Source organism: Bacteroidota bacterium (assembly GCA_016718825.1).
GTDB lineage: Bacteria > Bacteroidota > Bacteroidia > J057 > JADKCL01 > JADKCL01.
The window spans coordinates 156,638-181,598 of sequence record JADKCL010000008.1 but is presented as its reverse complement, the minus strand read 5'-3'; the positions used below and the strand labels follow the sequence as shown (position 1 = coordinate 181,598).

The following is a 24,961-nucleotide window of genomic DNA, read 5'->3' as shown; positions in this document are numbered from 1 at the left end:
ACGTTCAAAAACCCTGCCATGGATGAAAAAAAAGACGTTCCCGAAAAGGAACGCCTTGTATTTTCTTGATCAGCATCACGCCTCAAGCACATTAAACGTGCTCAACGGTATGTGCTTCTTCAAATTCTGAGAAAAAGCTCTGGTCCACCAACATGCGGCCACAGTTTTCGCAGAAGAGCAATTTCTTTTTCTGGCGAATCTCCAACTGTGTCTGTGGAGGAATGATCGCAAAGCAACCCCCGCAAGCGTCGCGGTCGGTCGATACGATCGCCAAACCGTTGCGCATGTTGCGGCGAATTTTGCCGTAGGCATCGTGGATACGCTTGTCGACGAGCTTGCTCGCTTCATCACTTTCGTCACGGAGACGGGCTTCTTCCATCTCAGTTTCCTTGATGATGATTTCCAGCTCCTTTTGCTTCTCACGAAGGTCGTTGCTGCGCTCATCTACTTGCGCCTGTGTGTCAGACAACAACGTATTCTTCTGCTCGATTTGATCCTTGAGTTGGTTGATCTTCTTTTCAGAAGTCAAGATCTCCAAATTGGCGTATTCCACCTCTTTGGTAAGCGCCTCGTACTCACGGCTGTTTTTGACCGTGTTGAGTTGCTCCTCATACTTGCGAATCTGGGCACCAAAATCTTTGATGTTGCCATTGCGCTTCAGGATTTCTACCTGCAACTCGGCAATGTCTTCTTCAATTTTGCCCTTTTTGCCTTCCAAACCTTGGATTTCAAATTCCAAGTCATCGACTTCCTCTGGCAAGGAGCCACGCAAAACGATGATCTTATCAAGCTGGGAATCCACCCATTGGAGCTTTGCCAATGCTCTCAATTTTTCAACAATACCGTCCATAGGCTCAGCAGTACTTAACTGGATTGGTGACTATTCTAGACAAACGAACCGCAAAAGTAGGAAAAGTTTCTGACAAATAGCTATGCAAAAGATTTGAAGTAAACTGTTCGGATTCGAAATGCCCGATGTCGAGCAGCAAAATCCGGCCCTCACTGTCAAAAAACTTGTGATAAGTAATGTCGCCGGTGATAAAAGCGTCCGCGCCAGCTGAAATCGCATTCGAAATCAAGAAACTGCCCGCGCCGCCGCACCAAGCAACACGTTGTACCTTTTCGATGCCTGCATCTGCGTATCGGATCGCGCCGCAGCCAAACCGCTCCTTGACCATTGCCAGAAAATCCGGCTTGGAGATGGGCTCAGGGAGCATTCCGATCATTCCGGAACCCGTTTCACTGTCAGTATCCAAGGTGGGCAAGACGTGATAAACAAGCTCTTGGCCAAGATGTGCAGCGCGCAAGGCGTTCAAAATTGCCCCTTTCCGATAGCTTGGCATGATGCATTCGACACGTCCTTGCCGACCCACATCCGTGGTGCGAAGGTCGCGTGCACCTGCTGCAAACACCGCATCGGAGAGGATCGCAAGTTCCTCGGCATGGCCATAAAACACCAATTTGAGCAATTGCTCGCGTTTGGTGCTGAGAATGCGCATGTTTTCAATGCCCATTCGCTCACCGATCATGCGGTTGACGCCGTCTTGCACATTGTCAAGATTGGTATGGCAAGCATACAAGGCCACGTTTTCACGAATGGCTTTGAGGATGATCCGGCTCACATAATTGTCTCCGATCAGCCGCTTGATTCCCGTGAACCAAATCGGATGGTGCGTGACGATGATATTGATACCCGCTTCGACAGCCTCGTCGATCAGCTCCTCCGTGACATCAAGGTTGATGAGCACGCCGGTCGCCTCGGCATTTGGATCGCCGACAAGCAGGCCCACATTGTCGTAAGATTCCGCCAACGATGCCGGGGCGAATTCCTCGATAGCCCGCGCGATGTCTTTGATTTTCATTTGCCTACGAATCGGATTATTCGACGGTGACGATGTGCAAGGTATCCTCGAGCATGGCGGGAACATACTTGCGCTTCGTTTTCAGGTCGAAGTAAAAATCGGCAGGTCCTTGGATGCTGTCACTCAGCTCGGTCACTTTGCTGCCATTGTCCATGCCGACTTTGGCAAGGTGGGCGATGTTCCAGTCGGTGAACAGCAACCCGCCGTCGGAATTCATGGCGAGACCGTCGAGCCCGCCGGTATGTTCGCCGATTTGCTTGATCGCACCCGAGTTGGCATCAATGGCGAGGATGCGTCCTGCTGCATTGGCCTTGGAACCGTATTCGACACAGTAGATCTTGCCGTCTTCGCTGGAATAGACCAGACCATTGGGGCCATTGAGCTTGCCGGTTTTCATCTTTTCGAATGCCATGGTGTTCACATTCACCTTGAAGATCGCATTCACGTCCGTGCCGCTGACCAACAGCGTGCTGTCGTTCATGACGGCAATGTCATTGAGGAAGGAGGTCTTGACGCTCGAAAAATCGACAACGCCTTTTTGCTCGACCTTGTCCAGATCAATCGCTACAACGCGATCAATATCCGTCACATACAGTGTGCGACCGATCACGCCCATTCCTTTGGGTGCATCGAGTTTAAGGGCTGCCCACTTGTCTTTGTCGAGCCAGTCATTGGCCTCCATGTTCAGTTTCATGATGCGGCCGTCACCGTCTTTGACGGAGGGTGCGCGTTCGACACCGAGGTTGGAGACGTAGAGGAATTCGCCATCGCTCACGGCACCTTCCGGGGAGTTGTAGATGGGTGCTACCGGCTCAGGTGCAACCACCACGGTGTCGGTTTTGACTGAATCTGTTCCATCGTTTGTGTTGCCAGACTTCCCGGATTCACAAGAGAATAGCAGCAACATCAACAGGGCCGAGCTACAAAGAAATGTAAGTTTCATCTTATACTTTAACTTCAGTTTTACGAATGATTGACACCCAAAATCCGACGGAAAGCCAGAAATAAATTCGCTCTGCTTTGCAAATGCCAACAAATCATGAATTTCCAATTGGATTTCTCCCTTTCTTCGTCTCTGTTCTTCGGCGCCGTCAAGCCTTCCGCCTTGCCGGCGGCTTCGTTCTCTCGGAACTGCGCCCCCCCCCCCCCTCTGCCCCCCTGCTCCCTTAGCCCCCCCTCCTCTCCCCCCCCCCCCTCTCACTAAACTTTTCCAATTGGATTTCAGGCTGCAAAGTTAATCATGAACTTCAAACGGGAGAAGTCGAAATCGATCCAATTCCCGAGGACCCCTACGAGCGCAACGGGAAATAGCCTATTTTTGATTTACAACATCTTCGCCACAGATCATGAGAATGAGATACTTACTGCCTTTTTGCGTCCTACTGAACTGGAGTGTCGTTTGTGCTGCTCCAAGTATCAGCAATATCGTCTTTCCCAACACGATTGGAAAGTACCAGAAATTCGAAATCAGCTTTGACCTTGGGACCTACAACAACCCCTATGACTATGATGAAATTGATTGTTGGGCCGAATTTGTCTCCCCGTCGGGAAAAGTGTCCAAAGTCTTTGGTTTCTACTACGAAGGCTACTTGAAAACCGACGATGGTGCTGCGACTTCCAACGAAATCTTGGTCCCGACGGGTGGGAACCATTGGAAATTCCGCTTTTCACCTCATGAAACTGGTCATTGGACGTTTTCAATGACTGCTCGGGATTCGAGTGGAACCACGACTGAGCCAATGACCAACCACTTCACCTTTGAGGTCACGCCTACCGACGAGAAGGGATTCATTTCTGCTGCGAACAATCGGTATCTGAAATACGATTCAGGAGATCCCTATTTCCCGATCGGGGATTCCTACCCTTGGTGGTTAGTCGCACCCTGGCGCGCCAGTAGCAATGGCACAGAAAAAGGAACCAACATTGCCAAACACTACATGGACGGCATGGCGGCCAATGGCGTGACCTACAATCGATTCGAATTGAACTTTTATGAAGGACTCAGCCTCACCGGCAGGGATTTTGTGCTTCAAAAGACTTTTTACAGCTATTACAATCAGCACGATGCATGGCAGCTTGACGAGGTGATGGACTATGCCAAGGAAAAGGGAGTGAATATCAACCTCGCTTTATGGGCTGCAGCTGACTTCGTGGATCCCCGGAAGTTACTACTATGTGGACCCTGTTACCCAAGCAATGGTGTACATTCCAGATACGAATTCGCAAGGAATTCCAGTTTCAGGAACCGGTTATGGATGTTTCTCGCTCTACAACCCCTACTATTTCTACGAGGATGCGAGGTATCGGCCAACTTCCCCCGACAAGGTTGGTCCATGCAAGAGCAAATACGAATTTTTCTCGCATCCAGAGTCGATCAGCCAGCAAAAAAAGCTATTCCGGTACATCGTGAGTCGTTGGGGATACTGCACGAATTTGATGGCATTTGAGCTGATCGATGAAATGGCTTCCGATCCCGAACGGTACATGAACGATTTGCATCCGCATTATGCCCCTCGGCCTTCCAATGTTCCAGAGATTTACAGCAACTGGGCATCCACGATGTACGATTACCTCAAAAGTGTGGATCCAAACCAACATCTCATTAGCGTTGGACTTGGGAATCCGGGAGACACGATCCTGGGTGATTTGATCAATGACAAGATGGATTTTGTCAATATCCATTGGTATTTCGACTACGGGCCTCCCAATTCGACGGAATGGATGCAGCCGGGTGAGTACTCATTTGCTGATGTTGTCTATCAATTAAACTTGAAGCACAACAAACCGGTTGCAATTATGGAGATGGGATGGACTGCGGCGCATGTATCATTCGACTCAAATTACTACGAGATGCACAATCTAGTTTGGGCAGGGTTGTTCAATGGCTCGATGGGGCTTCATTCGGTTTGGGCGCATGAAGTCGAGGTATTGGGCAACAATGCGCTGAATCAATACATTGGCGTAAGTGCCTACTCGAAAATATTGCCTCCGTTATCCGCCCTCAATGCACCCCATCGTTCGTTTGAAAACGGCCTGAAATGGGAATACCTGATGGACAACGTCCATGATCAAATCTACGGCTGGGTTCAGGATACAAGTTTCACTTTTTTTAGGTTGTGGAGAGGCTACCAACACAACTACCTCAATACCTGGGCCAGCCAAGATCGCCCGCCAATCAGTTCAAATGAACATTTCGGGACGTTTCCGGTCACACGTAGAGGCCTTTATCGGGTCAATTGGTATGACACGCAGACGGGGGCAATGTATCTTTCGACTGAGATCGCATCAGGGGAAGATGGACTTAAAATCACCATGCCTGTCGAGCTCCGAACCTCAACTTGGGCAGATGCGGCATTCACCGCGACCTTCATTTCCGGCGAGCCCTCCCTCTTCGTTCACCCCAATCCAAGCAATGGCAACTTCAATGTCACGATCAAGCATGATTCAAAATCCCGTTGGAAGTATTCGGTTTACTCCATTTTGGGCAGCAAGGTCATGGAAAACGAAATCGAAGTGGTCCCGGAAAACCCGACCTTTTCAATCGATCTTGAAGACTTTGCTGCGGGCATTTACCTGCTGACACTCGCATCCGGAAAAGAACAGCACTCCAAACTGATCGTAAAACTTTGATTCTCAATAAAAAACTTGGGCTTATCGCTTCCGCAGAAGAAACGACAAGCCCAAACCTAGGAAAGAATACAATCAATACGCCTTTGCAAAAATGACCCGCTGCGTGGAGGGCTTGCCGGAGTAGACACAAACCCCTTCCTCCTTGTCGCCGTCCAAAGGAATGCAGCGAATCGTCGCTTTCGTTTCCTCTTTGATCGCCTCGGCTGTCTCGCGGGTGCCATCCCAGTGCGCAAAAGCAAATCCGCCAGCCTCACTGTCGATGATCTCCTTGAAACGTGCGAAGTCATCGACGCGGTGCATATTGGCTGCGCGATGTGCCTTGGCACGTTCGAAAAGGCTCTTTTGGATGTCTGCGAGCAGATTCTGGATATAGGTGAGCGAACCTTCCATCGGGACGCTTTCCTTGGTTTTGGTGTCGCGGCGGGCGACTTCCAATACTTTGTTTTGGAGGTCACGTGCACCCAAGACGATGCGCACGGGCACGCCCTTGAGCTCCCATTCGGCAAATTTCCAGCCTGGACGTTTGCTGTCATCGTCGTCGACCTTGACGCGGATGCCGTGATCCTTGAGGTGTGCCTCCAGATTTTTGACGGCTTTGGCGACCAATTCTTTTTCCTCGGGCTTGTTGGCCAATGGAACGATCACAACTTGGTAAGGTGCCACGGTCGGAGGCAGCACGAGGCCGTCGTCATCGCTGTGCGCCATGATCAACGCGCCGACCAAACGGGTGGAAACGCCCCAAGAGGTCGCCCAAACGTGGTCGCGTTGGTTGGCTTGGTCGAGGAAGGTGACGTCGAATGCCTTGGCAAAGTTTTGCCCGAGGAAGTGGCTTGTACCGGCTTGCAAAGCCTTGCCATCCTGCATCATCGCCTCGATACAGTAGGTGTCGACGGCGCCTGGAAACTTCTCGTGCTCAGGCTTGAGGCCACGGATGACCGGAATGGCGAGGAATTCCTCGGCAAACTTGGTATAGACGTCCAGCATCTTCATGGTTTCCTCGACGGCTTCTTCGGCGGTGGCATGGGCGGTATGGCCTTCTTGCCAGAGAAATTCGGCGGTGCGGAGGAACAGACGTGGTTTCATTTCCCAGCGCATGACGTTGGCCCATTGGTTGATGAGCAACGGCAGGTCGCGGTAGGATTGAATCCAGTCGCGGTAGGTATCCCAAATGATCGTTTCCGAGGTTGGGCGGATGATGTATTCTTCTTCGAGCTTGGCTTCAGGATCGACTTCGACACCCGTGCCAGCCGCGTTGCGGCGGAGGCGGTGGTGGGTCACGACGGCGCATTCCATGGCAAATCCCTCGACATGCTGTGCCTCCTTGCTGAGGAACGATTTCGGGATCAACAAAGGAAAGTAGGCATTGACGTGTCCTGTTTCCTTGAACATTCCGTCCAACTGCGCCTGCATTTTTTCCCAGATGCTGTATCCATACGGCCGGATGACCATACAACCCCTCGTGGGCGAATTTTGTGCCAATTCGGCACGTTTTACGATTTCAATGTACCACTGTGAATAGTCTTCGGCGCGGGTAGGAAGCTTCTGGGACATAAAAGGATATATGGTATAATTTTTGCTTACTTTTACTCTTAAGTGCCGATTGTGTATTTTTGGGCACAGGAGCGTGAAGAGCGCCAAATTTAGAGAGAATCGTAGAATCGTGAAAATATTAAATGAGGGAAGGGTTATGAAAACGCGCATTTTGACAGCAGTTGCCGTTGCATTCATGGCACTTACAGGTTGCACCGGAACGAGGATTGCAACAGCAGGTGGCGAGGTGGATGACGTTTATTACAACCGTGACGACCGCCGTGCAGATCAAGCTGCATCTGAAAGGTCGCGTGCCCTCGCGGAGGCTGCCATTCCAGATGAGCCCGCATCAGCCGAGGAAAACGACAATACGCGTTCCGCATCCGGCAGTTACGACCAAGGTCTCGCTGCCAAAAATGGCGAAACCGAAGGCGCCTATGACAGGGACCCGTATGCCGACGACGACTATTATTACTCACGTCAGGTACGTCGCTTCAACAGCAATAGCTGGAATTACTACGATCCCTATTATTCCTATGACCCCTACTACGCCATTGGAACCCCCACTTGGTCGTATTACAACAACAGCCCATGGTGGTACGATCCCTACTATTATAATGGTCCAAGTTATGCATGGACATCAGGCTGGGGCCAACCCGGTTATGCCTTTTATCCTTCGCAATACTATTTCAACCAACCTTGGTATGGAAACGGTTGGTCTATCGGCTACGGCTCCTACTCCAACTTTGGCTATAGCGGCTATGGATATGGCGGTGGCTACGGTGGCTACAGCAACTATTATGGCGGTGGTTATGGTGGATTCGGAGGCAATGCCTACGGAAACGGTTGGTGTGGTGCGCCCGGTTACTATGGTGGCGGCACCAATTTTGGCAACGGAACGAGTACTGCTAGCACTTCCGTAGGCCCGCGCAACAATCCAAGCAGCCTGAATACTTCTGGCCGTCCTGGCAATCAGCCGGTTTTGAATCCAAGATCGGTACGCCCCTATCAAGGCAATTATCCTGTGGTCACCACCCCTAGCCGTCCGGTAGGGGATTTGAACAACAAGGCAGCCATCAAAGCCAATGCAGGCAACGCGGAAACTGGACGCAATTCGCAGGGTGTGGATCGCCCAACCTATTCCCAGCCCAACACTGGCAATGTGACCCGTCCTACCAATACGGAGGAATACAGCAGTCCACGTGACAACGGCTCCACCCGTCCGGCAGTCAACGAAAACAACAGTACGCCGCGTTACATCAACGGCAATTCAAGGCCGACGACGAATGGCAATTACAGCACTCCCCGCAACGACAACGGCAATTCCCGTCCTGCAAATGAGGGCAATTACAGTGCGCCTCGCAACGACAACGGCAATTCCCGTCCAGCAAATGACAGCTATAGCCGTCCGCGGAATGACACGTACTCCACTCCTTCAAGGAGCTATGAATCAGCACCTTCAAGGCCAACACCAACATTCTCGGCTCCAAGCCCATCCAATGGTGGAAGTAGCCGACCCAGCAACAGTGGTGGCGGCAGCTCAAGGCCTAGATAACCGACTATGTCCATGAATTTGAGGCGAAAGGCCATAGGGTTTACCCTTGCAATGCTCTGCGTTGGCTCAACTGTGTTTGCACAAAATGAGCTTGATGCTTTCCGGTACATGTCACCGGGACCGATTGGAACGGCAAGGTCCTTGGGACTTGCAGGGGCTTTTTCGGCCGTTGGAGCGGATTTTTCAGCAGGAACCTTAAATCCGGCAGGATTGGCGCTGTACCGCAGCAGTGAATTCATGGTCACGCCTGCCATGCGGATTATCTCCAATAAAAGCACGTATCTGGATCAGACGGCCACCACAGGCTACAGCCGATTCGGATTCAGCAACATGGGCTATGTTTATTCGGATCGCGTTGCGAAATGGAACCGCGCAACGCGTACCCGGGAAGAAGCCGAAAAGGGATTGAAGTCCTACGCATTTTCCTTGGGATTCAACCAAACGGCACAACTCGGGAGATCCACCGAAGTTTCGGCGTACAATTCGCAAAATAGCATCACGCAATATTTCGCCGCGCTCGCCAATGGGTCGACAGCCGCTGAAATGGACGTAGATGACGGCTATGCCGGCCAAGCCTGGTGGGCGTATGCCATCGATACCTCGGGGCAGGATGGCAACTACATAGGCGCCGCCAATGGCGGTCAGGTGCAGCAGACCTTGACTATCGCAGAAATCGGCCGCACCAACGAATGGTCGGTTGGATTCGCAGCAAACGTCAATGACCTGCTTTATTTCGGGGGAACGGTTGGCATTCAAGACCTTCGTTATCAGACCGAAATGGTATTCGAAGAGGCTGACATCAACAACGTCCACAACACCTGGGCCAATGACAGTACACCTTATACATCCTCGACCTTTACAAATGGTTTTTCCACCACGGGATCGGGCCTGAATTTGCGTTTGGGAGTGATTGCCAAACCCTTGGACTTTTTGCGGGTGGGACTCAGCGTCACAACCCCGACACTCATCAACATGACCGACCGCTACTACAGCGAAATCGTGGGCTACATTGATGGCGATCTCAATCCCCGGCAGAAGGACGAAGTTCCTGACGGCGCTTTCAGCTACAACCTTACGACACCTTTTAAAGTCACGCTGGGTGGAATGGCCTTGTTTGGCAAGCGTGGATTCGTTTCTGCGGATTTTGACTACACCGACTATACGACGGCAAAATTCAAGTCCAGTGCAAAGTTGGGCAGCTCCTATTATTATGCTTTCCGGGACGAGAATCAGGCGATTCGAGATTTGTTTGCGGGTGCCTACAATTTTAGGGCGGGAGGCGAATTGCGTTTCGGACCAGGCCGTGCACGTGCCGGCTTTGGGTTTTACAGCCCGATCCTCAAAAAGGAATTCCTGAACTACTACGAATATCCCGACAACACCATCAAAAGTTTGAAGGGCGGAAAGCAACTTTTTTCGCTGGGACTTGGAATCAAGAAAAAATCCTTCTATATTGACCTTGCATTTACACATGAGACGTCGGCAGACCGAAGATTGCTCTATACACTGCAAGATTTGTCGGCCTATTCTCCGGAGTTGATTAATAGAATTTCTGCGAACAATATTTATATGACGATAGGATTTACCTTTTAGAAAATAGTGGTTTTAGCTAATTAAAAGGTTTTATGACTGATCTCTACCTTTAGTTTCAGTACACAAGAACATTAAAGGAGGGTATTAAAATGAGTAATCCGATTCGTCAGATCTTGCCCGATGATCTGTTTCGTGTCTTGCTTGATCTCAATCTGATCAACCGCAAAGTATTGCGTGATTTCGAGATCAAACGCGAGTACAAAATGATGCGCAGGCGTGGCCTGAAGTCACAGGAAGCGATTGATGCCTTGTTGGAGGCTTATCCCTACCTGCAATTTGACACGGTGCGCAAGATTATCTATTCGATCAGGCTGCCAGAAGAAGCTGCCTATATGGTCGACTAGCTGTGTCCAACAGCAAGCCGATTCGATCAAGTGAAGCGTAGATTATTTCAGGATCAAAGCATGATGCACTTTCAAGGGCAAGCTACCGCGATGTTGTTCCACGGGAAAAATGGGTATGCGACAATCAGTTCTCCGACAAAGTTCGGTCGAATAAATGTCGGTACCCTTCGCCCGCCGGCGGCTTGCCCTTGACATGGTGCAAAAATTTTTGCACCACTTTGAGGCGATTCGTCAGAATCATGATGAATTTGCGAATCCAACTCGGGTGCAATTTCCGCTTGGATTTCCAATCAGAGAGACATCCGCAGGCTAGGTTCCTATCCTATTCCACATAGAGGCAAAGCCCCTTGAGGTACTCCCCTTCCGGGTGGTAAATGCTCACCGGATGGTCCGGTGCTTGGGTCATTTGATGCACAATGCGCACTTCGCGTCCCGCATCCGCAGCTGCTCCAAAAACGATCTTCCGAAAGAGGTCCGTTGAAATGTGCTGGGAGCAGGAATAGGTAAACAACAATCCGCCCGGGGCGATGCGTTGCATGGCCTTCAAATTGATCTCCTTGTAGCCGCGCGCGGCCTTTTGCACGGTCGAAATATGCTTTGTAAAAGCAGGCGGATCCAAAATGATCAAGTCATATTTGTCCTTTTCCATTTCGGCCAAAAACTTGAACGCATCCGCCTTGATGGCCGAATGGTTTTCGTTCTCCCCAAAATTGAGCATAACATTGCGGGTCGCCAATTCGGCAGCAGAGGCAGAAATATCGACGGAATCCACGGAAACGGCGCCGCCCGCCAAGGCATAAACGGAAAATGCACCGCTGTAGGAAAATGCATTGAGCACTCGGCGGCCCTTGGCCATGCTTTTCAGGAGGGTCTTGTTGTCGCGCTGATCCAGGAAAAAGCCTGTCTTCTGCCCCGTTGCGATGTCCACGTAAAAGGAAACGCCGTTCTCGGTGAAGGTTCGCTCGGCCTCTTCCCCTTTGATCCATTTGCCCTCGCCCTCCTCCTTGGTTTCGGTCCGTAGATAGATATGCGCAATACCGAGATGGTTTTCAAGGAATTGCGTGATCACCGGGGCGAGTTTGGCAGTTCCAAGGGTACGTAGTTGCACCGAAGCCGCATCGCCATAGATATCGATGACAATGCCCGGCAGGCTATCGCCTTCGGCGTGCACCAAACGGTATCCCGTTGTCGTTTGCAAATCCAGTACCTTGGTACGGTAGGTCCAGGCAGCCAGCAATTTACGATGCCAAAATTCGGCATCGATCGTGACCTCGTCCTTCCCGAAATGGAAAAGACGGCAGATCAAAGTCGATTGCGGGGCATAATGGCCGAGACCCAAGACCTCTCCGTCATTGGTGCAAACCGCCACGATTTCACCTTCGCCGACCTTGGCGGGCCGTTCCTTGACTGCCCCGGAAAAGATCCACGGATGGCGGTTACGCACGGCGCGGTCACGCCCCGATTTGAGCACGAGTTGGGGATAGTTCATTGCATTGGCCGCGCCACAGGTAAATTGGGCAACGGAATCAATTGGATTTCAGCTTCTCTTGATCTTGGAGGGCGGCTTGCTCCGCAGCCTTCTGTTCCGCCTGACGTTTCGCCTTTATTTCGAATTCCAGCACATAGGGCGAATTGATTTCCACGAGGTGGTCACCGTACAGCTTTGGAATGACAGGATGCGTATCGCGCCGCAAGGCGTATTTCACGTCCTTTTGAATCTGAAGCTTGTGAAAAAGACGGTTGAAGTGCGAGGAACTGCGAAGAAAATAACGCTTGCGGCGATTTGCAGCGCGGTACAACGTCTCGGCAATCAACGTGGTGTCTTCAAACATGCGGAAATAGGGACGAAGGCGGTTGACCATCGCGCCGGCAAAAATCGTGTCTTCCAAGTTGGGCTTGTCCTTCCAAGCCGAACAGACAAGCACTACGTTTTCATTGCGCTGAATGAGGTAATTACAGAGGACCGTCAAGTTGGGGAATGCCCCCACAACGACTTCCATGGCATTCAACGCGACGGCAGCCTTGATGGCTTTGGTACCGTTGGTCGTGGTCATCACAATGTCTTTTCCACGAATTTCCTCGCCCATAAAGGAAAAAGGAGAATTGCCGAAGTCAAAACCTTCGACTTGCTCGCCATCGCGTTCGCCAGCGGTGAGGAAGCCTTGGCGCTTGTATTCGAGGCCTTCTTCCGTCGTGAGCACGGGTATCATCGAGCGTACGCCATGGCCGAATGCCACACACATACTTGTCGTTGCACGCAATACGTCGATCACCACCACGATTGCGTTGTCGAGTTCAAACTGATCGATGAGTGCCGGACTGATGCAAACACCCACCCATTTTTTTGACTTGTCAACCTTGACGGGTCTCATATCCTAATCTACTGTTTGATAATCACTTACGGATAAAAGGCGGATTCGTCACAACAGCAGGCACGTGCTTGCCGCGGATCACGATGTCAATTTGCCCACCGACCACGGCCAATTCTGCTGGAACGTAACCCATGCCAATGCCATAACCCAAAACAGGGCTGACCGAGCCGGATGTGACTTCACCTACGATCACGCCATTGCTGGCAATTTCGCAGTGACCGCGCGGAACCTGCTTATCGGCAACCGTGAATCCGACCAACTTGCGCTTGAGGCCGGCCTCTTTCAGGGCAACGATCTTGTCACGCCCGTTGAAATTGCCCTTGTTGATTTTGGTAATCCATCCCAAGCCTGCCTCGAGTGGCGAGGTAGTATCGTTGATGTCGTTGCCGTAAAGCATATAACCCATTTCAAGGCGAAGGGTATCGCGGCATCCCAAGCCCGTAGGCTGAAGCCCCAGTGGCGTTCCAACCTCAAACAGGGTGTTCCAAAACTGGACGGCAAATTGATTGGGGACGAAAATCTCGTAGGTACGTTCGCCGGTGTACCCGGTTGTAGCGACGAGAATATTGGGAATGCCTGCTACGGTACCACGGCCAAAGCCGTAGTTTTCATAGCTCTCGACTGGCAAATCAGTCAATTTGGATACAATTTCCGTTGCCTTTGGACCTGAAACAGCCAACAACGACAAGTCGTCGGTTTCATTGATCATTTCGGCGCCGACCTTCTTGTTGCTTTCGACGATCCAATCCCAGTCTTTTTGGACATTGGCGCCATTGACAACCAACATGTAGTCGTTGTCTGCGAATTTATAGACGATCAGGTCGTCGACGATTCCGCCTTCATGGTTGGGAAGGCAAGAATACTGTGCCTTGCCGTCGTAAAGTTTGGAGGCATCATTGGAAGTCACCATTTGGATGAGTTCGAGGGCTTTAGGGCCTTTGATCATGAACTCACCCATGTGAGAAACGTCAAACACCCCTGCGGCTTCCCGCACGACCATGTGTTCGGCCTTGTCACCAAAATATCTGACAGGCATGTCAAAACCTGCAAAAGGGATCATTTTGGCTCCCATTGCCACGTGTTGATCATAGAGGGCGGTGCGCCTTGCAGCTGTTGCTTCCATAAATTTCTATCTTCCAATATAAGAATTCGGTCGCGAAGATACGAATTCTTTTTGGAAGGATGGACGTCGCAAACCAATGCAACAACATCCCAATTTGCATTCGAATGCCAATTAAATCTCCACCATTTACAAGAAGCGAAGACGTTTGAGGATTTCGGGGAACAGAATCAAAATCAAGGCAGTAGTGAAAAAAGTCATTCCTATCTGCGAAAAAAATCTGACAAATTCTTACCTTTGGGGTTTTCAGAGCCGATCCTTCGGCATGCAGATTTTGCGTTTTCATTTTTCACCCGAATAAGTATGAAAAAAATCTACCACCTAAAGTTCTCTCTGCTAATGCTTTTAATGGCAGCATCTTTTGCAGGCCACAATGCAAATGCCCAGATGATCTATGGCACTTCACCGTTCCAAGATTCGTTGTGGTCTGTAGATACCACGAGCTGGACAGTTGTGAACCGCTTTGGCCCAACGCTCGCGGGATTCACCATTACGGGCATGAACGGATTGGCATATGACCCCGTAGGACACGAAACCTATATTATCATGAAGGTGTCGGGCGTCACAGGACGGGTGCTCGGCAAAATCGACCTTACTACTGGCGTTTGCACCCAAGTCGGCAACCTCGGAGCTAACTTTTCCTCTATTGCTTTTGATGCAAACGGTCAATTGTTTGGCATGACTGGAGATGGAGCAACTCCACCCGAAACACTCTTCAAGATCAACAAAAGTAATGGTGTGACGACGATGCAGGTTGCCTTGGGCAACGGGGCCGACGGCGAGGTCATTGCCTTCAACAAAGACGACAACCAATTTTATCATTGGTCAGGAAACGGTACCGTCGTCTATGAGAAATTTCCTGTTACTGCTCCTTACACTCCAATTACGAACATCCCGACCTCTGGACCTGCCTCTGGAGAAACCTTCGGCGCACTTTACCTGGGGAACAACAACTTCATCGTCTCCAATATCAGCAGCCAATTCAAATATGTTACGACGAGCGGCGTCTACTCCAACCCTTTGCCGATCAGCCTTCCCGACGACCTTCGTGGCTTGGTCATGCCGCCTTCTTTCACCTTCATGAACGACACGGTTTGCGTGGGCGAAGACGTCGCATGGACGATGGGCAATGCAGGTTTTGCAATGGATACCGTCGTTTACCATTGGGGCGACGGCACCTCAAGCACGGTCTTTCCTGCCGCAGGCGCAACACATAGCTATGCTACGGCCGGAAACTACACTGTGCATGCCGTTTTGAAAAACGATACTGTTGGTCTGGATACCATGAAGTTTGCACCGTTGCGTGTCAATGCAGTTCCGGCAGTGAACCTCAATCCGAATTCCGATACGACACTCTGCTTGGTTGACTCTTTGCATCTCCTCGGTGCCTCGGGCGGAGCGTTGCAATGGTATATGAATGGGGTTGCGATTCCTGGAGCGACCACATCCTCCTACGACGTCACATTAAATGGATGGTACAACCAAGAGAAGGTAAATTTGAATGGCTGCCGAGACAGTGCTGCAACAGGGATTTTGGTTCAATTCGGAGATCAGCCAACCGCTGATTTGGGTGCGGACAGTACCATTTGCGACGGCGATACGCTTTGCGTCGGCCTGAACAATCCAACAGGGGTCACCTATCTTTGGTCTACGGGCTCAACCTTGAATGGCGAATGTTTCACTTCTCCGGGAACCTATAGTGTCAGCGCCACCGACAGTGTCGGGTGCGAAGCCGTTGATTCGATCCTTGTGAATGTGATTTTGGCGCCTGATATCAACGTGAGCATTGACACCTCCAATTGCCCGACGCTCGTTTTCAATTCCAATGACCCCAACGGCACAAGCTGGAACTGGTCATTTGGGGACGGAGGTACGGCAACCGGAAATCCTGCGACGCATACCTACACCGCCAATGGCTCCTACACCGGCATCGTCACGGCAACCAACCAATGCTTCACGGTCAGCGACTCTGGCACGATTGATATCACCTGCCTCGTTGGTTTGGAATCAGCGCTTGGCAACAACATCAGCGTGGCTCCCAATCCCAGCAACGGCAGCTTCCTCCTGAATGTCACGTTGCCTACCGCTACAACCCTCTCCTACAAGGTCACCGACCTCAGCGGTCGCAGCCTGTTGGATTGGAGCAGCGAAGACGTACGTACCACATGGTCTGAGCGCATTGCAGTCCAGGCAGCGCCGGGCATCTATTTCCTCTCGGTAATGTCTGGGAACGATCGCGCAGTTTACCCGATCGTGATTCAGTAAGTTCTGCATCCACGATTCGTAAAAAGGGGAGTTTTCGGGCTCCCCTTTTTGTTGCTCCTTTTGCAGCAATCTTCCGCAGACACAACGGAATTTTGTTTCTTTGTGTCTAAGAATGCGGTGCCAACTACCGCCATTCCCAAGCGCTTTGCAATAAAATCTCGGATGGAAAAACTTCGCATACTGCTTATTTCCAGTCTATTGCTCACGAATTGCCTGATCGGCAGCAGGGCCTACGGACAGCGATTGCATGTGGTATCGGCAGCCACGGATTCGATTTGGGCGATCGACACCACAGCTTGGTCGATTGCGCAACGTGTAAAGGCGACGATGACCGGCACGACCGTAACCGGAATACAAGGCTTGGCCTTCGACCCGATTGGACATGACGTTTTTGGACTCGTCACTACCACTGGACAGCCCAATGCCTCTATTTTGGCGCAAACCAACTTGGCAACAGGGGTGTGTACGCAGGTGGGCAACCTCGGGCAAAGCTTCGCAGGCATCGCCTTCAGGGAAGATGGGCAACTTGTTGGCGTGGTCGCAGATAGCGGTGCCAATGCCGAAACACTGTACCTGATTGACAAGGCCAATGGCACCACAAGTCTCGCAACGGCCTTGGGGAATGGCGATGCAGGGGAAGCCATCAGCTACCGTCACGATGACCAACTGCTCTACCATTGGTCGGGCAACAACCTTCGCATCATGGAAAAGCTGCCCGCAACGGCACCGTATTCTCCGGTGACCAACGTACCGATGACGGGGGCTGCAAACGCCGAGGTTTCGGCGGCTACCTATCTTGGAAATGGCCGATTCCTCCTTGGAAACACCACCCAAGACTTACAATATGTGTTTGCAACCGGACTTTTCCTGCCCCCTCAAATGAACTTGCCCTTTCCGGCTTCGGGATTGGTGTTTGCCCCCCAATTCGCGCTTTCCGACGATTTTTTCTGTGTATTCGATACCATTTCCTGGAATTTCGGGGGAATTGCACTGGATACTGCGTGGTCTATGACTGGGGTGATGGCACGGTCGAATCCGTGTTTCCTGCTGCCTCCAGGAGCCATAGCTATTCCATTCCCGGAAACTACGTCACCACAGCCTCTCTCAAGAATGCGACTTCAGGACTTGATCAGATGGGCGTCCGGAATATCCAAGTGAAGCCACTCCCGCCGGTAAGCCTCAACCCGGGGCAGGATACCGTTCTTTGCTTTGCCGACACGCTGATGATTACCGGTTCATTTGGGGGCACAAGCCAATGGTACCGCAATGGCTCCACGATTTCGGGGGCCAATACGAATGTTCATTTTGCGACACAAAACGGCTGGTACAACATGACCAAACGCAACCAAAATGGCTGCATCGACAGTGCTGCAGTGGGCATTTCATTAATTTTTGCGACGCAGACACCCACCCCGATGATCAGCGTGGATACCACGGATTGTCCCACCGTCCTCTTCAACAGCAACGATCCCATCGGCACCACATGGAACTGGACATTTGGAGACGGGTCCACCGGAACCGGAAGCAACCCCAGCCATACCTATTCTAGCATCGGAACCTTTACTATCGGCCTGGTTGCGTCGAATGAATGCTTTTCAGCCTCCGCATCCAGCTCAGCTATGGTGGACTGCTTCATTGGATTGGAGAATTCCAATGCTCCGCACTTTAGCATCGTTCCCAATCCAAACAATGGCACATTTCTCCTGAATGCGCAAATGAAAAGTCCCAGCACATTGACTTTCAGCCTAATGGATGCAAATGGTCGAATCATCTTGCAGGAAAAGCATTTCCTTGGAAATCATGAATGGACGCAGCGCATTCAACTGAATGCTCCGAAAGGAATTTATCTGCTTCGTTGGCAAGCCGGCACCTCCAGTGGCAACCAAAGGATTGTCATTCAATAGTTTATGCGGTCATTCGCCTTCTTTTGGAGGGCGGTAACCCGAATCCTTGAAAATCTTCTGGTAGTCTTTCATCTGCACAAGCGCATCGAGCGTCACGTCAGGAAATTTCCGCAGGTATTCGGATACGATCCGCCAACCGATAAATTGGCCTAAACGTGGTGCTGAGCCGCGGTTGAGTTGGCTCGTGAAAGGGCTGTCGTCCACGTACCTGCGTTGCAGGGCTGCATCCGCGGAATAAAGATCGGTCACCAAATCTTTGTACACGCGGCCTTCATAAAGATTGGCCCAATCCAACTGACTGGATTCGTAGAAAATTTTGATGGAGTCACTGACTTGAGGCCCAAGCAGTTTGTCTACAAAAACCATCCGAATACCCTCCCGGATGACATAATCGACGAGCACAGGATTTTTGTTGAGCTCCGGTTCCGGCACAATGAGATCTGCCATTTTGTGAACCACGAGTGCGGGAATATGCTCCGGGGTGCAGCGTCGGCGGATGTACTTCGGCAAATCGATCGGATAATACTGAAAGCCAGGCCCCATAAAATAATGCATGCCGATGCCGAGATAAGTCGGCGAAATATAGATTTGGTCCAATCCCGCTTGCGCCGTGCGGGGATAGCCATCGACGAAGGCTACCACCACGGGAGTCTGTTTGTTGGGGAAATAGTGCTTGTAACGTTTGAGCGGATTTTCAAGGGCTGCCTTTAGATCCATTCCCCCGAGGACTTCGTGAATGGTATCCAACAAATGCGCCCCATAGCGGTCCCGACCAAAAGCACCCAAGGCATCCCCGATCAGGCTATCCGTTGCGATACTGTCGTTGCCACCAAACATCCAGTCGGTCACAAAGCCCTTGCTTTCCTGAAAATAGTCCTTGAAAAGAGCCTCGGGTCCGATGGTACTGTCTTTTTCAATGGCCTTCGCGGAATTGTAAAGTGCTTCGTCGAGGCGAATCACATTCAAATCCAGTTTGATTTCATCCAACGGCACATCTTTGGGCTCATTCCCACAACTTTGTGAAATCAAGATGCCCCAAAGGGCAAGGGCGAACCAAGAAATATGTTTCACAAGACGGATTCGAAAGGTGTCAAACTTCATCAAACAGGGCATTTTGCGCTCAAAAATATGAATGTTCGGGCTAATTCATTAGAATTGCAGGGCATTTTGGAACGATTCTTGTTCTGGAAGGCGAAACGTTTTTAGTAACACTATTACCGAAAAGTATGAAAAGAACAGTAATCATCTGCACATTGTTTTTGCTGGTTGGGCTCGTGGGCGTGAACAAAGTGATGGCGCAAGAGGGTGCCAAGGTTGGATTCCGCGCAAGTCCGCTCATCAGCTGGGGCAACATTACCGACAAAGTCACCAAGGCAAAGCCAGCTGGGCTTGATACAAGAGCAGCTTTGGGTTTCGCTTTTGATTTTGCCTTTACCTATGGCTTCTCCGAAAATATCGGCATCAAGACGGGGGTGACACTGGCAACCAGGGGCATCAATACCACTTATACCCTTGACAGTGCCATCAGCAGACTCACCTCCTTGGATTCCAAACTGGGAATCACGTCCGTCATCGTTCCGATCGGTCTCAAATTCAGGTCTCCTGAAATTGGAGACGGCATCTTCATCTATGGCGTGTTTGGTATGGATGCCGAAATCAACGTCCAAAACAAGATCATCGGCGATGTGATCGTCATTGATTCCATTAGCGGCGCACCTTCTATCACCCAAAATCTTGAAACACGCGACAATGATGGAATCAGCCTCTTTACCACTTCATTTGCACCAGGAGCAGGTGTCGATTGGCAATTTGACTGGGGAATGCTTGAATTCGGCGTTACCTACCATTGGGGTTTGATGAGCTACACCACCAAAAAGTTTAGCGATCCCGATCAACGCACCAAAATGAATGCGATTTCATTGAATCTCGGCTATTACTTCTGAGTCTAGATTCAACCTTACGTAAAAATGGCTGTCTGCTTCGGTGGACAGCCATTTTTCATTGGATTCACTTCGAATGTGCGTAATTTGGATCTATGAAACGGAATTTCCCTGCCATCGCCCTCATCGTTTTGCTCACTGCAGCGGGTTGCACCCACCGCGGCACTCCACCGGCAGCTTCAACCACTGAATCCATGAAACCAGGAAACATGACGCCATTTGACGACAACAACTGGAAAGATGGCCCAGCCATTTTGCCCAAAGCTGCCCTTCTGACCGCGCTGACAACCAAAAATGCGAACGGAAACCGTCGCCTGTGGCGCCTACCCATCGTCATCGAATTGCTCCCGAATGACGACCGCGCCTATCGTCAGGCATATATCGCAGTGGAACCGTCGATCGCAAAAGCAGACCGCATCGAATTGTGGCTCGAAGACAGCGCATTGGGCGTAAGCCTGCAAGACCGTGTGCGGCAATATTGCCCCAATGGCGGACTTTGCAGCCTTTGGGTCGCAGGCTATTGGGGCACCGACATGCCCGCCTCCGGGAGAAATGCATCACAGCAAGGCAACAAGGCCCCTTATCCTTTTGCGCTGCGTGCGGTCCTTGGAACACAAGCAGGTGCTGACGCCTCCAATGAAGGCAGCATCGTAAAATACCGCGATTGATTCCTTAAATCTCAGCCCATTCACGCAAAAGGTGGCTGAAGGCATGTTGCACCTTTTCGGCGGCCACTTGCATTTCCGGCAGCAATTCCATTTGCTCGTGCGCGAGCTTCAAATCATACAATAGTTGCCGGTGCCTCGGCTCCCTGACCGCACTTTGGATCCATGTCACCACCACGCGGCGCTCGCCGCTCGTCACAGGCGCAACCCGATGCACCGTCGTCGCCGGATAAAAAATGGCGTCGCCGGCAGGTAATTTCCAGCTGCTTTGCGCGCCAGGGGCCTGAACTTCAAGTTCGCCGCCTTCATAGGTCTCCGGATCGGAAATGAAAATCGTCATGGCAACGTCCGTGCGAATCGGCTGATTGCTCATCATGATCGGACTGTCCAAATGCCAGCCATAGGTCATGTCCGAGCTGTATTTCGCATAGATCAGACCGTAGACCTTGGTAGGAAAAAAAGCTTTATGCACATCCGGCACCGACATGATTGCTTGCAGCAACAGCTGATCGAGCTGCTGTTTCATCGGACTATCAGCCATTTGGAGGTTGAGCTTCACCAACGCCGCTGCACCGCCTGCAGTCGTTCGCCCATCGACAAATGAAGCGGTTTCCATCGCCTGACGCACCTGCGCGAGCAACGGGCCGGAAAGCAAACCGGGCACATGCAAAAACCAAGGACTACTTTTCATGCAAATTTTTATTCGAAGGCATCAAGATAGGAATTTGGACGGAAACTCTGAAAAGTCCTGCGGTCTGTTGCCGCCCAAATGATATTCCAAGCGGCGCAGCCGACCAGGCAATACGGCCGAAAACCATTCCCGAACATTCATTAGCAAGGATTTAGGCTGTGGATGGGCTAGATATCGGAACCATCCAATTTTTGTTTGCAGAACGGTGGACAAATCCCTAATTTTCGTCCCAAAATTAAGACAATGAAATCGCCTAGAATATTAATCATCGATGACGAGGAGAGCATCCGCAGCACCTTGAAAGACATCCTCGAATACGAGGATTACAAGGTGGAAACTGCCTCCGACGGCGAGGAGGGCCTTGCAATGATCAAGGACGACGAATGGGATGTGATCCTTTGCGATGTCAAAATGCCCAAGCGTGATGGCATAGAAGTGCTCGAATTGGGACTGAAGCACAACCCGGAATTGCAGTTCATCATGATTTCGGGCCACGCCAATATTGATACGGCCGTCGAATGCACGAAAAAAGGTGCGTACGACTTCATTCAGAAGCCACCGGATTTGAATCGTCTCCTTGTGTCTGTGCGCAATGCCATGGACAAAAGCGAATTGGTCACGGAAACCCGTATTCTGAAGCGAAAAGTCACCAAAGTCCGCGAAATCACCGGTGACTCGCCCATCATTTCCAAGATCAAGGAAACCATCGAGCGCGTCGCCCCTACCGACGCTCGCGTACTCGTGACCGGCTCCAATGGTACCGGCAAGGAACTTGTCGCCCGATGGATCCACGAAAAGAGTAACCGCGCCGGTGGCCCGATTGTGGAGGTCAACTGCGCTGCGATTCCTTCGGAATTGATTGAAAGCGAATTGTTTGGCCACGAAAAGGGCTCTTTCACCGGCGCACTCAAACAACGCCTCGGCAAGTTTGAGCAAGCCAATGGCGGCACGCTTTTCCTCGATGAAATCGGCGACATGAGCCTCTCGGCACAGGCAAAGGTGCTCCGTGCCCTTCAAGAGCATAAAATCACCCGCGTCGGCGGCGACAAAGACATCACGGTCGATGTGCGTATCATCGCAGCGACCAACAAGGATCTGCTCAGCGAAATCGAAGAAGGCAACTTCCGCGAGGACTTGTACCATCGCCTCAGCGTCATTTTGATCCACGTGCCTTCGCTCAAGGACCGCAAGGAAGATATCCCGCAACTCGTCGATCAATTCCTCAGGGAAATTTGCGAGGAATACAAAGTCCCCAATTCGCCGAAAGTCAACAAGAAGGCGATGGAGGAACTGATGAAGCTCGAATGGCGCGGCAACGTCCGCGAATTGCACAACGTGATCGAGCGCCTCGTGATCATGAGCGATGGCGAAATCACAGAGCAAGAGGTCATTACGTTTGCAGTTCCCCGCAAAAACAAGCGCAACGAGGAAAGCATTTTTGACCGGTACGAGCGCTTTCAAGACTTCAAGGACTACGCCGAAAGGGAGTTTATCGAGAAGAAACTCCGTCGCAATCAGTGGAATATCACCAAAACGGCGGAGGAAATCGACATTCAGCGCAGCCACCTTTACAACAAGATTGAAAAGTACGGTCTCAAGCGCAACGACAAGAATTAATCTACAACAGGCTTGGGGCTACGGTCAACAAGCGTAATTTTGAAGCGACAAAGCCTCGGGCTTTGAACCGCATTTATTTTTATGGATAAAATTCGCAATTTCTGCATCATCGCCCACATCGACCACGGTAAGAGTACCTTGGCAGACAGGTTGTTGGAGTTTACAGGCACCATCACCTCCCGCGAAATGCAGGCCCAAGTGCTCGACGACATGGATCTCGAGCGCGAAAAAGGCATTACGATCAAGAGCAAGGCCATTCAGATGAACTACACCGCCCAAAACGGGCAGAAGTACATCCTGAACCTGATCGATACCCCCGGACACGTGGACTTCAGCTACGAAGTTTCCCGTTCGATTGCCGCCTGCGAAGGCGCATTGCTGATCGTCGATGCCGCACAAGGCATTGAAGCTCAGACAATTTCCAACCTTTACCTGGCATTGGAGCACGATTTGGAGATCATCCCGGTGATCAACAAAATCGACTTGCCCGGCGCGATGGTCGAGGAAGTACGCGACGAAATCGTAGACCTTGTCGGTGTCAAGCCTGAACAGGTCATTTTGGCAAGCGCAAAGGAAGGCGTGGGCATTCTGGACATCCTTGAGGCGATTGTCGAACGCATTTCTCCTCCGAAAGGCGACCCCAATGCTCCTTTGAAGGCACTTGTTTTTGACTCGGTCTTCAACCAATACCGCGGCACGATTGTCTACTTCCGCATCATGGATGGCAGTATCCACAAGATGCAGCACGTCAAGTTCTATCAGACCGACGCCCAATACCATGCCGACGAAATCGGCGTGCTCAAGCTCAAAATGGAACCCCGCGATTCCGTCGAATGCGGGTCCGTCGGCTATCTGATTTCCGGCATCAAAAACGTGCGTGAAATCCACGTTGGCGATACCATCACAGGCGTTGAAAATCCCGCTTTGCAGCCCGTCGAAGGTTTCAAAGAGGTGAAACCGATGGTTTTTGCCGGGGTTTACCCAGTTGATACCGAGGAATTTGAAGATTTGCGCAGCTCCTTGGAGAAGCTCGTTTTGAACGATGCCGCGCTTGTTTGGGAGCCGGAAACTTCCGCAGCTTTGGGATTCGGATTCCGTGTGGGTTTCCTCGGCATGCTCCACATGGAGATCGTGCAGGAGCGCTTGGAGCGGGAATTCAACATGACCGTGATCACCACGGTGCCCAACGTTGGATTCAAAGCCTATCTCAGCAATGAAACCGAGCTGGAAATCAACAGTCCGAGCGATTTGCCCGATCCGTCGCGCATCGCTTGGGTGGAGGAACCGATCATTCGGGCGCAGATCATCTCGCGTGCAGATTTTATCGGCGCGATCATGACGCTCTGCATCAACAAACGGGGCTTGTTCAAAAATCAGACCTACCTCACACCCACGCGTGTCGAGCTGATTTTCGAATTGCCGCTTGCAGAGGTTGTCTTCGACTTTTTTGACCGTCTCAAAACCATTTCCAAGGGTTATGCTTCCTTTGACTACGAATTGATCGGGTTCCGGGAAAGCAAGCTGGTGAAATTGGACATTTTGATCAACGGCGAGCAGGTCGATGCCTTGAGCGCGATCATTCACCGTGACCGTGCCTATGATTGGGGCAAAAAAATCTGCGAAAAGCTCAAGGAATTGATCCCAAGGCAACAATTTATGATCGCCATTCAAGCGGCGATCGGTGCCAAGATCATTTCACGTGAGACCATCTCCGCCCTGAGGAAAGACGTGACCGCCAAATGCTACGGCGGTGACATCAGCCGGAAGCGGAAACTGCTCGAAAAGCAGAAAAAAGGAAAGAAACGCATGCGCCAAGTCGGCAACGTGGAGATTCCACAGAGCGCCTTCATGGCCCTGCTCAAACTCGATTAAT

21 protein-coding genes are annotated in these 24,961 nt (G+C 51.2%); 12 read left to right on the top strand and 9 right to left on the bottom strand.

The features are described 5' to 3' along the window. Positions 1-91 precede the first annotated feature (91 nt). From IPN95_11700 to IPN95_11690, 3 genes are read right to left on the bottom strand one after another with little or no spacing between them, the layout of a single operon-like run. A complete protein-coding gene (locus IPN95_11700) occupies positions 92-850 on the bottom strand; it encodes a hypothetical protein (GenBank protein ID MBK9450046.1) in 759 nt (252 codons plus the stop codon). Between the two features lie 4 nt (positions 851-854). Continuing rightward, positions 855-1,862 (bottom strand): Nif3-like dinuclear metal center hexameric protein, encoded by a 1,008-nt coding sequence (locus IPN95_11695; GenBank protein ID MBK9450045.1) that lies wholly within the window; start codon positions 1,860-1,862, stop codon positions 855-857. Between the two features lie 16 nt (positions 1,863-1,878). Continuing rightward, positions 1,879-2,805, bottom strand: a complete 927-nt coding sequence (locus IPN95_11690; protein MBK9450044.1) for a hypothetical protein — start codon at positions 2,803-2,805, stop codon at positions 1,879-1,881. Between the two features lie 409 nt (positions 2,806-3,214). Between IPN95_11690 and IPN95_11685 the strand changes: the two genes are divergently transcribed. Next, positions 3,215-4,309 carry a DUF5060 domain-containing protein gene (locus IPN95_11685; GenBank protein MBK9450043.1) on the top strand — a complete coding sequence of 365 codons (1,095 nt, stop codon included), beginning with the start codon at positions 3,215-3,217 and terminating at the stop codon, positions 4,307-4,309. Then, on the top strand, positions 4,269-5,492 hold the full coding sequence (locus IPN95_11680; protein ID MBK9450042.1) for a T9SS type A sorting domain-containing protein: 1,224 nt from the start codon (positions 4,269-4,271) through the stop codon (positions 5,490-5,492). Before IPN95_11685 ends, IPN95_11680 begins: the two co-directional genes overlap by 41 nt. Positions 5,493-5,564: 72 nt before the next feature. Here IPN95_11680 and IPN95_11675 read toward each other — a convergent pair whose 3' ends face one another. Continuing rightward, positions 5,565-7,043 carry a proline--tRNA ligase gene (locus IPN95_11675; protein MBK9450041.1) on the bottom strand — a complete coding sequence of 493 codons (1,479 nt, stop codon included), beginning with the start codon at positions 7,041-7,043 and terminating at the stop codon, positions 5,565-5,567. A 136-nt stretch (positions 7,044-7,179) separates the two neighbouring features. Between IPN95_11675 and IPN95_11670 the strand changes: the two genes are divergently transcribed. The 3 genes from IPN95_11670 (at position 7,180) to IPN95_11660 (ending at position 10,514) form a co-directional block, all read left to right on the top strand. Further along, entirely contained in the window at positions 7,180-8,577 is a 1,398-nt protein-coding gene (locus IPN95_11670; protein ID MBK9450040.1) for a hypothetical protein, read from the top strand. Positions 8,578-8,589: 12 nt separating this feature from the next. Next, complete coding sequence (locus IPN95_11665) at positions 8,590-10,170, top strand: hypothetical protein (GenBank protein MBK9450039.1); 1,581 nt, start codon at positions 8,590-8,592, stop codon at positions 10,168-10,170. An 89-nt stretch (positions 10,171-10,259) separates the two neighbouring features. Beyond that, positions 10,260-10,514: a hypothetical protein gene (locus IPN95_11660; protein MBK9450038.1), complete on the top strand. Its 255-nt coding sequence runs from the start codon at positions 10,260-10,262 to the stop codon at positions 10,512-10,514. Between the two features lie 322 nt (positions 10,515-10,836). Here IPN95_11660 and IPN95_11655 read toward each other — a convergent pair whose 3' ends face one another. The 3 genes from IPN95_11655 to gcvT are packed head-to-tail and all read right to left on the bottom strand — an operon-like array spanning position 10,837 to position 14,009. Further along, positions 10,837-12,003: a class I SAM-dependent rRNA methyltransferase gene (locus IPN95_11655; protein ID MBK9450037.1), complete on the bottom strand. Its 1,167-nt coding sequence runs from the start codon at positions 12,001-12,003 to the stop codon at positions 10,837-10,839. 37 nt (positions 12,004-12,040) lie between these two features. Next, complete coding sequence (locus IPN95_11650; GenBank protein ID MBK9450036.1) at positions 12,041-12,886, bottom strand: 2-phosphosulfolactate phosphatase; 846 nt, start codon at positions 12,884-12,886, stop codon at positions 12,041-12,043. A gap of 22 nt (positions 12,887-12,908) precedes the next feature. After that, on the bottom strand, positions 12,909-14,009 hold the full coding sequence (gene gcvT, locus IPN95_11645; protein ID MBK9450035.1) for a glycine cleavage system aminomethyltransferase GcvT: 1,101 nt from the start codon (positions 14,007-14,009) through the stop codon (positions 12,909-12,911). A gap of 345 nt (positions 14,010-14,354) precedes the next feature. Here gcvT and IPN95_11640 point away from each other — a divergent pair, with 345 nt between their 5' ends. From IPN95_11640 to IPN95_11630, 3 genes are all read left to right on the top strand, one after another. After that, positions 14,355-16,271 carry a PKD domain-containing protein gene (locus tag IPN95_11640; GenBank protein ID MBK9450034.1) on the top strand — a complete coding sequence of 639 codons (1,917 nt, stop codon included), beginning with the start codon at positions 14,355-14,357 and terminating at the stop codon, positions 16,269-16,271. Between the two features lie 162 nt (positions 16,272-16,433). Then, positions 16,434-17,429 carry a hypothetical protein gene (locus IPN95_11635; GenBank protein ID MBK9450033.1) on the top strand — a complete coding sequence of 332 codons (996 nt, stop codon included), beginning with the start codon at positions 16,434-16,436 and terminating at the stop codon, positions 17,427-17,429. After that, positions 17,426-18,175: a PKD domain-containing protein gene (locus IPN95_11630; GenBank protein MBK9450032.1), complete on the top strand. Its 750-nt coding sequence runs from the start codon at positions 17,426-17,428 to the stop codon at positions 18,173-18,175. The genes IPN95_11635 and IPN95_11630 overlap by 4 nt, the downstream gene beginning before the upstream one ends. A gap of 9 nt (positions 18,176-18,184) precedes the next feature. Here the strand turns inward: IPN95_11630 and IPN95_11625 are convergent, their stop codons facing one another. Next, a complete protein-coding gene (locus IPN95_11625; GenBank protein ID MBK9450031.1) occupies positions 18,185-19,246 on the bottom strand; it encodes a hypothetical protein in 1,062 nt (353 codons plus the stop codon). Positions 19,247-19,401: 155 nt separating this feature from the next. Between IPN95_11625 and IPN95_11620 the strand changes: the two genes are divergently transcribed. Both IPN95_11620 and IPN95_11615 read left to right on the top strand, forming a co-directional pair. Beyond that, the gene (locus tag IPN95_11620) at positions 19,402-20,118 is read left to right on the top strand and encodes an outer membrane beta-barrel protein (protein MBK9450030.1); all 717 of its coding nucleotides are present in this window, start codon (positions 19,402-19,404) and stop codon (positions 20,116-20,118) included. A gap of 92 nt (positions 20,119-20,210) precedes the next feature. Further along, on the top strand, positions 20,211-20,783 hold the full coding sequence (locus tag IPN95_11615) for a hypothetical protein (protein MBK9450029.1): 573 nt from the start codon (positions 20,211-20,213) through the stop codon (positions 20,781-20,783). Positions 20,784-20,787: 4 nt separating this feature from the next. On the opposite strand, the gene IPN95_11610 is transcribed toward IPN95_11615, so the two are convergent. Beyond that, a complete protein-coding gene (locus tag IPN95_11610; GenBank protein MBK9450028.1) occupies positions 20,788-21,471 on the bottom strand; it encodes a Fe2+-dependent dioxygenase in 684 nt (227 codons plus the stop codon). A 243-nt stretch (positions 21,472-21,714) separates the two neighbouring features. Here IPN95_11610 and IPN95_11605 point away from each other — a divergent pair, with 243 nt between their 5' ends. Both IPN95_11605 and lepA read left to right on the top strand, forming a co-directional pair. Further along, positions 21,715-23,088 (top strand): sigma-54-dependent Fis family transcriptional regulator, encoded by a 1,374-nt coding sequence (locus IPN95_11605; GenBank protein MBK9450027.1) that lies wholly within the window; start codon positions 21,715-21,717, stop codon positions 23,086-23,088. 81 nt (positions 23,089-23,169) lie between these two features. After that, entirely contained in the window at positions 23,170-24,960 is a 1,791-nt protein-coding gene (gene lepA, locus IPN95_11600; protein MBK9450026.1) for an elongation factor 4, read from the top strand. Position 24,961: the final 1 nt, after the last annotated feature.

Bases quoted from the DNA above. Each gene is read 5' to 3' on its own strand.
- IPN95_11610 (MBK9450028.1), bottom strand. From the start codon at position 21,471: ATGAAAAGTAGTCCTTGGTTTTTGCATGTGCCCGGTTTGCTTTCCGGC.
- lepA (MBK9450026.1), top strand. From the start codon at position 23,170: ATGGATAAAATTCGCAATTTCTGCATCATCGCCCACATCGACCACGGT.
- IPN95_11615 (MBK9450029.1), top strand. From the start codon at position 20,211: ATGAAACGGAATTTCCCTGCCATCGCCCTCATCGTTTTGCTCACTGCA.
- gcvT (MBK9450035.1), bottom strand. From the start codon at position 14,009: ATGGAAGCAACAGCTGCAAGGCGCACCGCCCTCTATGATCAACACGTG.
- IPN95_11670 (MBK9450040.1), top strand. From the start codon at position 7,180: ATGAAAACGCGCATTTTGACAGCAGTTGCCGTTGCATTCATGGCACTT.
- IPN95_11690 (MBK9450044.1), bottom strand. From the start codon at position 2,805: ATGAAACTTACATTTCTTTGTAGCTCGGCCCTGTTGATGTTGCTGCTA.
- IPN95_11660 (MBK9450038.1), top strand. From the start codon at position 10,260: ATGAGTAATCCGATTCGTCAGATCTTGCCCGATGATCTGTTTCGTGTC.
- IPN95_11650 (MBK9450036.1), bottom strand. From the start codon at position 12,886: ATGAGACCCGTCAAGGTTGACAAGTCAAAAAAATGGGTGGGTGTTTGC.
- IPN95_11695 (MBK9450045.1), bottom strand. From the start codon at position 1,862: ATGAAAATCAAAGACATCGCGCGGGCTATCGAGGAATTCGCCCCGGCA.
- IPN95_11685 (MBK9450043.1), top strand. From the start codon at position 3,215: ATGAGATACTTACTGCCTTTTTGCGTCCTACTGAACTGGAGTGTCGTT.
- IPN95_11605 (MBK9450027.1), top strand. From the start codon at position 21,715: ATGAAATCGCCTAGAATATTAATCATCGATGACGAGGAGAGCATCCGC.
- IPN95_11700 (MBK9450046.1), bottom strand. From the start codon at position 850: ATGGACGGTATTGTTGAAAAATTGAGAGCATTGGCAAAGCTCCAATGG.
- IPN95_11675 (MBK9450041.1), bottom strand. From the start codon at position 7,043: ATGTCCCAGAAGCTTCCTACCCGCGCCGAAGACTATTCACAGTGGTAC.
- IPN95_11665 (MBK9450039.1), top strand. From the start codon at position 8,590: ATGAATTTGAGGCGAAAGGCCATAGGGTTTACCCTTGCAATGCTCTGC.
- IPN95_11635 (MBK9450033.1), top strand. From the start codon at position 16,434: ATGGAAAAACTTCGCATACTGCTTATTTCCAGTCTATTGCTCACGAAT.
- IPN95_11655 (MBK9450037.1), bottom strand. From the start codon at position 12,003: ATGAACTATCCCCAACTCGTGCTCAAATCGGGGCGTGACCGCGCCGTG.
- IPN95_11620 (MBK9450030.1), top strand. From the start codon at position 19,402: ATGAAAAGAACAGTAATCATCTGCACATTGTTTTTGCTGGTTGGGCTC.
- IPN95_11640 (MBK9450034.1), top strand. From the start codon at position 14,355: ATGGCAGCATCTTTTGCAGGCCACAATGCAAATGCCCAGATGATCTAT.